At 42.7% G+C, this 13,770-nt stretch carries 7 protein-coding genes; 1 reads left to right on the top strand and 6 read right to left on the bottom strand.

Annotated features, from left to right (window positions below; genetic code table 11):
- Positions 1 to 122: 122 nt before the first annotated feature.
- Positions 123 to 1,130 carry a tryptophan--tRNA ligase gene (trpS, locus tag FJU10_RS07695; RefSeq protein WP_081118703.1) on the top strand — a complete coding sequence of 336 codons (1,008 nt, stop codon included), beginning with the start codon at positions 123 to 125 and terminating at the stop codon, positions 1,128 to 1,130.
- Between the two features lie 399 nt (positions 1,131 to 1,529).
- Here trpS and pheT read toward each other — a convergent pair whose 3' ends face one another.
- From pheT to lepB, 6 genes are all read right to left on the bottom strand, one after another.
- On the bottom strand, positions 1,530 to 3,950 hold the full coding sequence (gene pheT, locus FJU10_RS07690) for a phenylalanine--tRNA ligase subunit beta (protein WP_140965594.1): 2,421 nt from the start codon (positions 3,948 to 3,950) through the stop codon (positions 1,530 to 1,532).
- Complete coding sequence (pheS, locus tag FJU10_RS07685) at positions 3,951 to 4,997, bottom strand: phenylalanine--tRNA ligase subunit alpha (RefSeq protein WP_140965593.1); 1,047 nt, start codon at positions 4,995 to 4,997, stop codon at positions 3,951 to 3,953.
- 357 nt (positions 4,998 to 5,354) lie between these two features.
- The gene (locus tag FJU10_RS07680) at positions 5,355 to 5,675 is read right to left on the bottom strand and encodes a winged helix-turn-helix transcriptional regulator (RefSeq protein WP_005226192.1); all 321 of its coding nucleotides are present in this window, start codon (positions 5,673 to 5,675) and stop codon (positions 5,355 to 5,357) included.
- Between the two features lie 67 nt (positions 5,676 to 5,742).
- Entirely contained in the window at positions 5,743 to 9,420 is a 3,678-nt protein-coding gene (gene addA / locus FJU10_RS07675; RefSeq protein ID WP_140965592.1) for a helicase-exonuclease AddAB subunit AddA, read from the bottom strand.
- The gene (locus FJU10_RS07670; RefSeq protein WP_140965591.1) at positions 9,413 to 13,030 is read right to left on the bottom strand and encodes a PD-(D/E)XK nuclease family protein; all 3,618 of its coding nucleotides are present in this window, start codon (positions 13,028 to 13,030) and stop codon (positions 9,413 to 9,415) included. The genes addA and FJU10_RS07670 overlap by 8 nt, the downstream gene beginning before the upstream one ends.
- 126 nt (positions 13,031 to 13,156) lie before the next feature.
- Complete coding sequence (lepB, locus tag FJU10_RS07665) at positions 13,157 to 13,705, bottom strand: signal peptidase I (RefSeq protein ID WP_086292427.1); 549 nt, start codon at positions 13,703 to 13,705, stop codon at positions 13,157 to 13,159.
- Positions 13,706 to 13,770: the final 65 nt, after the last annotated feature.

Raw genomic sequence — 13,770 nt, 5'->3', positions numbered from 1 at the left:
GATGTGAGGTTTTTGTCCATGAAAATTTTTCTAACCTCGACAGATCACAAGGAGAACCTGTTGTTTCTTTTGCTAAAAAAAGGTAAGATAAACCATATAACAAAGGTAAAGGTGGAAAAAAAGTGAATACGATTTTAACTGGCGACCGCCCAACTGGCAAACTGCATCTTGGCCATTATGTGGGGTCTTTAAAAAAACGGGTCGAAATGCAAGCTGACCCTGAAAATCAGCTTTATATCATGGTCGCTGATATGCAGGCACTAACAGATAATGCGAAAACACCTGAGAAGGTCTCAGCGAATATTTTAGAAGTCGCTTTGGATTATTTAGCCGTTGGATTGGATCCATCAAAAACAACGATGTTTATTCAATCGCAAATCCCTCAACTCTCTGAATTGACGATGTACTACCTAAATTTAGTCAGTGTAGCACGCGTGCGACGCAACCCGACGGTCAAAGCAGAAATTGAACAAAAGAAATTTGGCGAAGGCGTTCCTTCTGGTTTCTTCATCTATCCAGTCTCTCAAGCAGCGGATATCACTGCTTTTAAAGCAAACTTAGTCCCAGTTGGTGAAGATCAAAAACCAATGCTGGAACAAACACAAGAAATCGTGCATAGTTTTAATTCTACGTATAGTGAAGTATTGGTCGAACCAAAAGCTGTTTTACCGCCAAAAGGTATGGGACGTTTGGCTGGGATCGACGGCAATGGAAAAATGAGTAAGTCACTAAATAACGGTATCTATTTAGCAGATCCAGCTGATGTGTTACAAAAGAAAGTGATGAGCATGTACACTGATCCAAATCACATCCATGTCGAAGACCCCGGACAAGTCGAAGGCAATATGGTCTTTACGTATCTTGATGTATTTGGTACCGAAAAAGAAAAAATTACTGAATTAAAAGAACATTACACCCGTGGCGGATTAGGAGATGTCAAAATCAAACGCTATTTGATCGATGTTCTGGAAGCCGAATTTGCACCGATTCGGGAACGACGTGAAGCTTTTGCGAAAGATCCCGGTGAAGTGATGAACTTATTAAAACTTGGTAGCGAAAAAGCAGAACAAGTTGCCGCCCAAACGTTAGCTGAAGTCAAAAATGCAATGGGCATCAATTACTTTGCTTAAAAAAATAAGCCTTAGCGGCTTATTTTTTTGTTCACAAATCGAGAATACAATTTAATGCTAAACCTACGAGCACACTCTGTGTTAGGTTTCACGAGCAAACTTCATCCACAGACCGATCCATTAGGCAACTTTATTTGATGCGATTTCTTGCGAAAAAACCTAGAAAATTGCCCTAAAAATAACTTCGAAAATGCTGATTAGAGGATCATTTTCTCAACCTTGACAGCGCTAAAAAAAGAACAGATCAAAAAAGCTGGATTGCCTTTGATAGTGAGATACTTTACGGCTCCAATCCAACTCCTAACATTTTTGCGTCATCTGAACATCTATTATAATAGTAGAAAACGTTCCCCACCTTCATTTTTTTCAAGGTGGAGAACGTTTTTCTTCATACTTCTATTAACGGATTTCTGCTTGAACTTTCTCTTTTAAATTACGAGTAATTTTTGCGATTGCTTGATTGATCTCTTCATCCGTCAAAGTAGCTTCAGGATTGCTAAACGTCAGGCTATATCCTAATGATTTTTTGCCTGCGTCAATGTTCTTCCCTTGATAAACGTCGAATAAGCGAATATCACTTAAGAAGCGACCTGCACTTTCACGGATAATCTCCATCACTGATTGGTTGTCGATTGCTTCATCAAGCAAGAGTGCCATATCCCGCGTTACTGATGGGAATTTTGAGACCGGTTGATAGACCAATTGCTCAGTTTTAGCTGCTAGCAGTTGATCCAAGTCCAATTCAGCGACATACGTTTCACTCACTTCATAGGCTTTGGCGATCGATGGGTGGACTTGTCCCAAGAAGCCGATTTCTTGGTCATCTAGCAAGATCATTGCCGTACGACCAGGATGCATCTCTTTGATAGCTGCCGTTTTTTGATAACGAATACGTTCGGTTAATACCAACGAATCAAATAGATTTTCTAAAATGCCTTTTAAATGGAAGAAATCAACTTTTTGAGCTTGGGTTTGCCAGTCTTTCTCATGGATATTCCCTGTCAATGCTAGTCCTAAATGATTGACTTCTGTTGGCAGCTCGTGTTTACTGTCGCCTGTCTGATAAAAGACGCGACCAATTTCATACAAAGCAACACGATTGTTTTTACGTGCCAAGTTGTACGCAACGTCGTCTAACAAACCTGAAATCAGATTCAAGCGCAAGACGGCACGTTCTTCGGTCATTGGCCAATCCAATCGAGTCACTTGGCTCGATTTATTCGTAAATTGTTGTGCCATCTCTTCCGTTGTCAAAGCATAGCTGATGGCTTCACTGACCCCATTGCCTTCCAATAGCGTCCGAACTTCTCTGGTCAGACGTTGCGCTTTGGTTAGATGACCGGCAACCGTTTCTCCTTGCGGTAAAGTCGATGGCAAACGATCATAACCGTAAATACGCGCCACTTCTTCAATGATATCTGCTTCGATCGTAATATCCCAACGACGAGGTGGGACAGAAACAATATAGCTGTCTGCTTCTTGACGATGACCAAAGCCTAATGCATCAAAGATTTCTTGCACTTCTTCATCAGTGATTTCTGTGCCTAAATAGCTATTGATTCGAGCTAAAGTGATTGTAACCTCAACAGGTTCTACTGCTACTTGGGAACCTATTACTGCCCCTTTTAAGACCGTTCCACCAGCAAGTTCCGCAATCAGTGCTGCTGCTGCATCACAAGCTTTTGCAACCGTGGCTTGGTTGATCCCTTTTTCAAAACGAGCGGAGGATTCACTTCTTAAATTGAATTTCTTTGAGGTCAAACGAATCGCTAACGGATCGAACAAGGCCGCTTCTAAAGCGACTGTAGTCGTTTTTTCCGTGATTTCTGAATCAAGCCCTCCCATGACGCCTGCGAGCGCAACGGGCGTGGTTCCGTTGGTGATAACGATGTCTTCTGGGGAAAGCTGACGTGTTTCTCCATCTAAAGTCACCAAACTTTCATTTTCTTTACCACGACGGACAAGTATTTCTTTGCTGTCGAGCTTTTGATAATCAAAGGCATGCAATGGTTGGCCAAATAATAGTAAGATATAATTCGTCACGTCCACGACATTGTTGATTGGACGAATACCTTCATTCATCAATCGATTTTGCAACCATTGTGGACTTGGGGCGATCGTTACACCATCAATGATTCGAATTTGGTAGGCGGGTGCATCTGTTGCTTCAGTGACCTTCACCTGAATTTTATCGGCAGCAGCTACTTCACTTTCAGTAAGCGAAATTTCAGGAAACTTCGGTGTTTGGCGATAGATCGCACCGACTTCATAAGCAACCCCCCGCATGCTCAACGCATCCGCACGATTCGGAGTGATCGACAATTCGATAATGTGATCATCCATATCCAGATAAGGAAAAACCGGTGATCCTGGTTCTGCTTCTGCTGGTAAATAATAGATTCCTTCCGCGTATTCTTTGGGAATCACGCTATCGGCATATCCCAACTCTTGCAACGAACAAATCATGCCGTTGGAAACTTCTCCCCGCATCTTGCCCTTTTTTATTTTTACGTTGCCCGCGATTCGAGAGCCGGGTAATGCCACGATGACTTTGATGCCGCTTTTGACATTCGGCGCACCGCAAACGATCTGTGAGTCTTCATCCTCACCAATATTTACTTGGCAAATCGATAGATGGTCAGAGTCCGGATGCGGTCGGCAGTCGGTCACTTCTCCGACAACGATTTTTTTTAAACCTTCTTCAGGCACGTCAATACCTTCGACTTCGATCCCCGTCACTGACATTTTATCTGCTAGCTCTTTGGGTGTGATCTCAGACAGATCAAGGTATTCATTTAACCATTTATATGATACTAACATTTATTGTTCCCCCTTGAACTGGCGAATAAAACGCACATCATTTTGATAGAATTGGCGAATGTCGTTCACGCCGTAGCGCAACATTGCCACTCGGTCAGGACCTAAACCAAAAGCAAATCCCGAATATTGGGTTGGATCAATCCCTGACATTTCTAAGACGTTAGGATGGACCATTCCGGCACCAAGGATCTCGATCCAGCCAGTTTGTTTACAAACATTACATCCGGCACCACCACACTTGAAGCAACTGACATCGACTTCGACCGATGGTTCTGTGAAAGGGAAATAGCTTGGTCGCAAGCGAATTTGGCGATCTTCCCCAAACATTTTTTGCATCATGACTTCTAAGGTTCCTTTTAAGTCACCCATCGTAATATTTTTATCGATTACCAATCCTTCAATTTGATGGAATTGGTGGCTATGGGTCGCATCATCTGTATCACGACGGAAAACTTTCCCGGGAGAGATCATCCGTAACGGCCCTTTTGAAAAATCATGGGTCTCCATTGTTCTCGCTTGAACGGGTGATGTATGGGTTCGAATCAACACTTCCTCTGAAATATAAAAGGTGTCCTGCATGTCTCTAGCAGGATGATCTTTTGGCAGATTCATCCGCTCGAAGTTGTAATGATCTTTTTCCACTTCATAGCCTTCAACGACTTGGTAGCCCATACCAACAAAGATGTCTTCGATTTCTTCCATGATTTGTGTCAGCACATGGCGAGTTCCTCGGTCCATCTTTTTACCAGGCAACGTCACGTCGATCGATTCTTCAGCGAGGGCTTTTTCCAAGTTTGCTGCTTCGATAGACGTCTTGGCTTCTTCGATCGCTTCTGTCAAAATATCACGAATCTCGTTGGCATAGCTCCCCACCTTCGGCCGTTCTTCCGCAGAAAGATCTTTCATCCCCCGTAGAACTTCAGTGATGGGTCCTTTTTTTCCAAGCACTTCCACTCGAATTTGATTCAAGTCGTTCATGGTTGGACTTGCTTTGATTTTAAGCAATGTCGTTTCCTTCAATGCTTCTAATTTTTCTTGTAAAGACATGTGTTTCCTCCTTCTATACTGTGAATAGTGTAAGAATAACAAGACTGGATTGACTGATTAAAGGGAATATCATTCATTTAAAGACAAAAAAAGACATCATCCCTTAAAAAAGGAACGACGTCTCGTGTTACCATCCTCATTCGCGAAAAAAACGCGCACTCACTTCGGCTAACGACAGCAAAACTGCCGACTGACTGTAATCAGCAAGCTCCAGAAGTGAAATTCATTTTTCGAATGCAGGACTTGCTTTCAGTCTGTGACAAGTCTCCCTTTTTCTGATTCAGCCAAATTACTAGTTTCTATCAACGCTTTTTAACTATTCATTTAAGGTTAGTTTACCTAATTTCTGGTGAGAAATCAACTGCATTCTTCCTCACGTACCCATGTTTCTGCCCAACGCTTCACACTCATCATACTCTTTTCAAGAGCAATACCTCTTGGCGTCAAGCAGTAAAGATTGTTTTCTTTGCAGACAATTTCTTCCCGCTCTAATTCTTTCAAGCGTTCGACTAACACCCGATCACTCACTTGAGGAATCTTGTTTGCTAACTCAACAAATCTTTGTTTGCCGTCTTCAAGAAGGACATCAATGATCAAGCCGTTCCACTTTTTGCCTAAAATAGAAAAAGCTTTTTCAAATTTAGGACAAAGGGCATAATCCGATTCTACTTTTATCATTCTCCATCACCTCTTTTACCTATTATAGCATATGACTTACGAATTGTAAGAAACTAGGATCGATCAGTTAGAATGACACGATCATCTTAGGTTTTAACAGCACTAAATAGGTCTGTTTCACTGGTTTGTTCAACGCTTTCTCCAATGCTTGGCAATAGAGTTTCAATTGACCATAGTATCGTTCGCGCATTTTCTTTTCAATCTGAGTCTGACTACCGAAAACATCATCTGTTTTAAAGTCATACAAAATGATTTCATCCGCCAATTCAATATAGCCATCGATAATTCCGTGGATCAAAAGCGGCGCATCTGGTTCGTCAAACTCTTCAAAGATCGTATCAGCCTCTTTTAGCATCGAAAACGGTTGTTCCCGCTTCACCAAATTAGAGGCTCGGTTCAGCAATTCACCTAGTTCAGTTTGATAAAACCACAAAATGCTCGATCGGTCAATTTTTTTGGCGATTTCTTCAGAAAAAAATTGCTTTTTCACGAGTTCAGCAATCAGGAGCTCCAAAGTATCTTGTGTTGGCTTCATTCCCAATGGGATCATTTGCAAAACCGTATGGGTTGCGGTCCCGATACTGCTGGCGAGAGGCTTCGTCTCTTGCAGAAATTTTGGTTTCGCCAATTCATCCTGTACGTAGCGATATTGCTGAGGATTCGTCTTCTCGGAAACCGACCGCCATTCCAACAAAGTGGTCTGTTGATCATCAGGATCGTTATAGAGTCTTTTCAATTCTGATACAGATTGATAACTAGTCGTTTGGGTCGCTTTTTGATAAGGATAGCGATAGGCTAGGCGTTTCAAAAGATCATCGATATTGCTATCTGGCGCAAGCAATCGTTTAGGCTCCTCGACTGGCGCAAGGGTCTCTTGGACTTGTTGCGTGATCGTTTCTTGATTCCACCATGACAGACGAAAATGAGCAGGATGATCGATCGTCCGCTTGCGCTCTGACGCTTCAGAGAATACTGCTTCCATATCTGGATGGCGCATCAGGGTCCGTCCGACCCAATCCATCAAACTCCCCCGGGCAACAAGGCGCAATGCAGGGTCAAGAACCATTTCGGCTTGCGTCAAGCCAGATTGCCAAGTCTTAAAGGCATCCGCTTGATTTTTATAGGAGCCCACTAAGAAAAGCTTCTGCTCTGCTCGTGTCAATGCTACGTACAATTTTCGCATTTCTTCTGATAAGGCTTTTTTCAAACGAACTTGCTTGATGGCTTGAAACGGCAGTGTCTCAAATTTAAGATTTTCTGCGGGTTCCACATATTGGATTCCAGCCCCCAGTTGTTCTTCAAAGATATAGCGTTTTTGAAAATCTTGGTAGTTAAAGAATTTTGTTGTATCCAATAAGAACACAACAGGGAATTCCAAGCCTTTACTTGCATGAACGGTCATCACTCGAACGGCATCTTCTACAGGAGTAGCCACAGGCTCCGCCAAATCCTTGTTTTTTTCTTGCATTTTTTCGATGAAGCGAATGAATTGGTACAAACCACGGAAACTGCTCTTTTCGTATTTTTCGGCTCTGTGGATCAATGCCACTAAATTTGCATAACGCTGCTGTCCTGCAGGAAGTCCCACAACATAATCCAAGTAAGCAGTATCTTCATAGATTTGCCAAAGCAAGGTCGGGATCGGCAGTCTGCGTGCTTCTTCTCGCCATTGATTTAGTTTAGCTAAAAACCCATCCACCGTTTGCCACAAGTTTGACGCTTCATGTTGACCATGATAATCCAATACTGCATCGTAGTAGTCGCCGGAACGATTGGCTAAACGGATTTCAGCTAATTGATCTTCTGTTAAGCCGACGATTGGCGAGCGCAAGACCGCCACAAGTGGGATGTCTTGGTACGGATTGTCAATGATTTGCAGCAAAGAAACGACGGTTTGGATCTCCGTTGCCTGAAAATAGTTTTGAGCATCATTGACCGCCATCGGAATCCCAAACTGCTTAAAGACATCTAAAATGACAAGATTGTTTTTACGTGTAGGGGTCAATAAGACGATGTCATTGTAAGTGATTGGTCGATTTGTTTTGGCTTTTTTGTCATAGATCATGAATTTTGATTCAATCAACTCTCGAATCTTCAATGCAGTAATCTGCATCTCACCTTCTGTTTTGTCATCGATCAATTGTTCTTCAGATTCATGCTCTTTTTCATATAACAAGAGCTCTGTGTCAAAGGCATCGCTTTCTGGAAAATGAGGAAAACCGGTAATCAAGGCTGCCGCCTCATCGTAAGGGATTTGGCCAACCCGTTCATCCATCAGCTGTTGAAATACTAGATTCGTAAAATCCAATACGTCGGAGCGAGAACGGAAATTTTCTGCTAAGACGATTCTCCGCCCACCATTCTCCGTTTCAAATGCCAAGTATTTTTCGATAAACAGCGTCGGATCTGCTAGTCGAAACGAATAGATCGACTGCTTCACATCCCCCACCATAAACATGTTGCCAGGGTTATGATCAACTTGTCTCACCCAATATAAAATTGCCTCTTGCAGCCGATTGACGTCTTGGTATTCATCGACTAAAACTTCTTCAAAGCGATCCCGATAATAGACCGACGCCTCACTTCCACTGCCGTCACCTTGTAAAATCTGCAAGGTGAAATGTTCCAAATCATTAAAGTCTAAACGGCCTTTTGAAAGCTTTCTTTCTTGAAATGCTTTCATAAACGCTTCGGTCATGGCCGCCATTTTCTCAACGACAGGTGCTGATCGATGAAGCAGTTCCATCATTTCAGCCGGCGGGTATGGAAAGGCCACTTTCAATTGCTCGACCAATTTTTTCGCATCATCTCGCAAAGGCTTGATTTCTTGGGAGAGTTCCTTTTGTTCTGGTTTGCGAAAAGCTGGATAGCGACCAAAACGCAACACTTGGATCTGCTCATAGAAGCCATCAACATCGTCTGCATCAAGTAGAGCCTTTAAGGTTTCCACCATTCCCAATTCGGTATCGATCAATAGTGCTGCTTTTTCCATCGCTTCATCAGAACGGGCATAGTCTTGCGCCGCCTGCAGCAAATGCGCCGCTGTCTTCAAATTTTCTTGCAAAGTCGGTTTGATTTGCGATTGGTACAGGATATTTTCAGCAAAGGTTTCTTTACCGATATAGTGATCACTTAGATGAGCTAGCCAGTTGACTGGATCCGGATTTGCTCGGGCAAAGTCATAAAGAGACAGGATCAGATCCCCGACGCCTTCATCAGAACGATCACTAGAAAAATTTTCTGTCAAACGAAAGAAGGCTTCATCATTGGCTTCATATTGTTGATCTCTCAGCTGTGTCCAGATTTCTTCTTTCATCAATAAAATTTCGGTTTCATCGGTCATCATGCGGAAATTTGGATCTAAATCGATCAAATAATAAAAACGCCGAATCACAGTTAAACAAAACGCATGCAAAGTAGAAATGTTAGCTGTCGGCAATAGCTGCAGCTGACGGACGAAGTGCTGGCGTTTTTGCTCATCACTTTCTTGGTTGATGGCTTGTTGCAATGCCGCTTGAATCCGTTCTTTCATTTCTCGAGCAGCTGCTTCGGTAAAGGTCACGATCAGTAAAGAATCGATCGTCGTTCCTGCTTTTAACTTTTCGATCACTCGCCGAACCAAAACGGTGGTTTTTCCTGAACCCGCTGAAGCGGAAACGAGGATATTATCCCCTTTATCAAAAATGGCTTGCCATTGGGTATCCGTAAAGGTTTCATTTTGCGGTTTTAAAGGGATCTTACTCATCTTCTTCCTCCCTTAAGCGATGGATAATCTCATCTTTAGATAAGTTTTCTAAACGGTGGTACTCATTTTCTTTCAACAATACATCAAAATCACAGATGCTGCGAAACGGACAAAACTCACACGCCCGTTTCTTGTCTTTTAATTTATAAGACGGATTTAAGGCGATCTCACCGCTTAATAGCTTCTCACCGCTTTGTTGCATGTTTTTACGATTGTGTTTTCTTAACAGCTCAAGCTCTTCTTCTGTATAAAACTTGTTTTTCGCCTGCGTCGTTTTTTGATAATCGCCGTTTTTGTCTTTTCGAACAGGAAATATCGGTGAATTTTTGCTGGCTTCAACATCCTCATCTAGCAACGGGAAAACAGCCGGTTCGTCAATAAACAACCCATCATACTTGAAACGTTTTAAACGTTCTTCTTCACTGGCTTCTTGTCCGTCCAAAAGCGGATTATGCACATGCAGATAATATGCCCCCGCTGGTCGCACATTTGGCGAACCAACCAGTTGGACAGCATCCGTCAATGCGACATCGAGATAGGTGATCAACTGCATCGCAAGTCCGTAGTAGGCTTCAGAAAGGTCAAAATCTCGGCTGCTAGATTTATAGTCAACAACAGAAAGCCATTGTTCTTCTTCCGTTTTCGCCGTGTCGACTCGATCGATTTTCCCCCGTACATGTAGTTTCCCACCAGAGCTTAGAGGCAATTCGATCCCGTTGATCCCATTTGAGCCAGCGATCTGGCCGAACAGTACCTCCGTCTTTTCAGGACTAAAATGCATTTTTTGACCTTGTTTCGCTAAAGCCCACGCTACTCGCTGAATCGTCTTACCTAATTGATACCGAATAAAATTCATCCGTGCAGAACTTGTCAGCAAACGGTAACGGCTTTCGCCAAAAATTTCCTGCAAAACGACTTCCACAAATTGCACGCGTTGGTCAGCAGTTAACTGGGTCAAGGAAATATTTTCAGCAATCAGGACTTTGACAAAGCGGTCCAACGCATCATGGAAAAACTCACCCGTCATTGCTGGATTTAAGCCATAAACTTCCCGTTCTTTTAACCGTAATCCGTAGCTGACGAAATACTTGTATTCACACTGATAGAACGTCTCCATTTGAGAAATGGAACTGTAGATCGACGGGCCATATAGTACCGCAGCTTGTGCTTGAGACAAAGGAATCGGAATATTTTGATGAGTTTGGCTTTCAAATACTTGGGCAGCTAAATCTGTCCATTCCGAACGCAGCAGTGCTTGTTTCAGCTGCTCCCAAACTCGAGGCAAATTCTCTTTGTTTTTTTGCGCTTGCTGACTGAGGTTATTGATTTGATAGATCAGGCCACGATAACTGCCGACATAGTTTCTCGGGTCACTGGTCAGCGTTAAAATGCCGCGATCTTGCAGAGGAACATCCAAATGTTTGATCACGCGGTCTAAATAAGGCGACATTTTGATGTTTTGCTGGGTATCAAAATTAACGGCATAGGACAGTGATAAGTGTTCCGTTGCTGAAAGCAAGACCGAATAAAAGGCAAATGGCTCTTTGACACTGCCTTCCACCACTGTATCCCTAAGGTATTTTTCACCGTTGAACAACTGATTGAAATTCTGACGTTCTTCATTCGTCAGCAGTGTTTTGTTCTCTATTTTTCTTGGCAACGCCGTTTCATTCAATCCCGGTGCAAATGTGATCTTCGCTTGTTTTGGACGAGCCAAATCAAGGCGGTTGACGTTGACCTGGTCGATTGCTGTTGGGATCTTCCCGAATGTGACATTTTCTAAGCCAGTCAATAAGACATCTTCAAAGAGCGCAAAATCAAAGGGCTCTTCTCCATAGATCGTGGCATATTCATCTAGCAAATCCATTAAAGCTTGCCATGCTTGTTCATGGTTGCGAGCTTGATCCAATTTTCCTTGTTGGATTGCCTGGTCTCGCCAATGCCGTAGTTGTTGCTCGACACCGGCATTCAGTAAAAAGCGATACAGCAGTTCTACGGCATCTCGATTTGTTCTAGCAGCCGTCAGCCAGTCAAGAGTATCAGCAACATCTTGCTTAAAGGCCCTACGCAACTGGTTGGTATACGCCGTAAAATCCACTTTATCCGTCTGCTCTTCTTCCGATTGTAAATACTCGATCAGTTCCCAATCTTCGTTTCTTGTCCAGCTAGCTCCTTGAAAGTCATGGGCTAATGCTTTATTTTCAGTAATATCCACTAACTTACGAAACTGGTCACGCCCAACGAGCCAATCTGCTTCGGAGCGATAGGCTGCCGGTAAATAAAGTTCCGTTCTTAATAATCGCAAAATATCATTTAAGCGGAAACCATAGGATTGACAAGCAAAAAAAGCATTCAAAAACTCAACCAATGGATGTTGTGCCATCATCTGCTCTTCATCGATATAAAAAGGAATCTCAAACTCAGTAAAAATTTTGGGAATATACTGATGATAGACTTCTGGTTCGGCGATCAATAATTGGATATCACGATACCGTAATGTTGGGTACCGTTTCTTATCACTCATCATCCCGCGGATCGACGCTGCGATTTGACGGATCTCTTCTTCGGGATTCCCAACTTTCCAGACTGCCAGAAAGTCTTTGACGGAGGTCTGCTGATGATAATTGGCTTGTGATTGGGTCTGCCGCCAAAATGTTTCAATTTCATTATACGCCTGTTGCATCGATCCCTTCGCTTCCTTGTCCACCTCTTGGTTGACGGAAAGTTTCTGATCTAAGAAAATGTTCACTTGATTGTCACGAGCAAAACTGATCAACTGATAATAGGTCCGTCCTGCTTCGTAAAATAAATTCAATGGCGTGGGCATTTCTTGCGGATACCCGCGATCCAAAATAAGATCAATAATGACATGACTTCTCTTCATCAGTACTTGTATCAACTGTTGCTCTTGGGTTGAAAATGCGGAGAAACCGCTGATAATAAATAAGGCGTGGGAAAGATCTGGCGCTTTGTTCAAAGACACAGCAGTTGGTATTGTTTGATCCACCCGGGAGTCACCCAGCAAGGAACCTTCCAGAAAGCGTGTCAGTAGGGTGAGCGGTTGTTCGACTTGTAATGCACGCTCCAGAAGTTCTTGTTCAAATCGTTGAAAAATTATCGCCAATTCACGGTATTTCTTCTCTTCATCTTGGGTTGCACTGGGGGCAGCACCACCAGCTAATAAATCCTCGATCCCCAAACGGCTTGTATGCATTTCTTGATAGAAAGCCAACAATTGCTGGATAAACCCCGCTTTATTAATTTCGCCGCGATACAAGACAAGTTCTTCTTCTAAATCCAAAAGCAGCTTGCGCATGATCATGGAGGCACCATTTTCAGTGATGGCATTTTGCGAAAGCAATCCTGTTTGCTGCAAATAAAACCAAGCCAAACGGTGAAAACTATACACTTGGGCCCGAATGGAAGCGAAATCCCCTGATTGATCATTTTTAAGTAATTGAAGGATCTCACGCTCTCGTTCAAATTTATTGTAGTTAGGAACGAGGAAAAACACTTCTTGATGGTCTTTTTCTAACCAGCTTTTTGCCTGCTCTATCACAGCTTGATCATGACGACAACGGCCATCACCAAGGATAAATCGTAAACTCATGAAAGGACTCCTTCTCTACATAGTTTTAAAAAATCCCCAAAAAACAATGAGCAGCTTTTCTTCGAAAGCGACGTTTTTGTCTAGTGGTCATTTTCAGAAACACGTTACAAAATCGGTAATACTCGTTCAATCTTTTCCTAACATGCCAAAATCGGCAATGGGCCAAAAAACAAATTTTACATCCCCCAAAATCGTTGATTCATCGATCAAGCCTAATTGACGGCTATCTTTAGAGATTCGGCGATTATCACCTAAAACCAATACTTGGCCTTCAGGAATGACTTCCACACCAAATAGACTCATGTCAAAGTCACTGGTCAAAGGAAAGCCATCGGTGACAGCCGCTTTGAATTCATCCAAATAGGGTTCATCATACGCTTGTCCATTAATGTACAGGGTATCGTTTTGATAAGCAACCCGATCCCCCGGCAAACCGATCACTCGTTTGATATAATTTTTCCCCTCTTCATCCGGCGCTTCGAATGTAATGATATCAAAATGCTCGATTTCCGTGTTCTTTAAAGCAATCACTCGCTCACCATCATGTAAGGTTGGATCCATCGAATCTCCTTTTACGATCACAGGAGTAAAGACATATTGTCTTAATAATAAGAGGAATAAGGCGAAGATCACGACAAATCCCACTGTTTTTAAAAGCTCTTTTATCTGTTGCACGTGTCCTTCACTCCTTGAATTTTTTTACTATTTTTTTTAAAGAATCGAACAAACATTCTTATTTT

Source organism: Enterococcus sp. OL5 (assembly GCF_006491895.1).
GTDB classification, from domain to species: domain Bacteria; phylum Bacillota; class Bacilli; order Lactobacillales; family Enterococcaceae; genus Enterococcus_D; species Enterococcus_D innesii.
Note: the sequence above shows the minus strand (reverse complement) of the source record. Positions and strands in the feature narration are given on the sequence as shown.

Excerpts from the sequence above, each read along its gene's own strand:
- FJU10_RS07680 (WP_005226192.1), bottom strand. The coding sequence starts at position 5,675 with ATGATAAAAGTAGAATCGGATTATGCCCTTTGTCCTAAATTTGAAAAA.
- pheT (WP_140965594.1), bottom strand. The coding sequence starts at position 3,950 with ATGTTAGTATCATATAAATGGTTAAATGAATACCTTGATCTGTCTGAG.
- FJU10_RS07670 (WP_140965591.1), bottom strand. The coding sequence starts at position 13,030 with ATGAGTTTACGATTTATCCTTGGTGATGGCCGTTGTCGTCATGATCAA.
- addA (WP_140965592.1), bottom strand. The coding sequence starts at position 9,420 with ATGAGTAAGATCCCTTTAAAACCGCAAAATGAAACCTTTACGGATACC.
- pheS (WP_140965593.1), bottom strand. The coding sequence starts at position 4,997 with ATGTCTTTACAAGAAAAATTAGAAGCATTGAAGGAAACGACATTGCTT.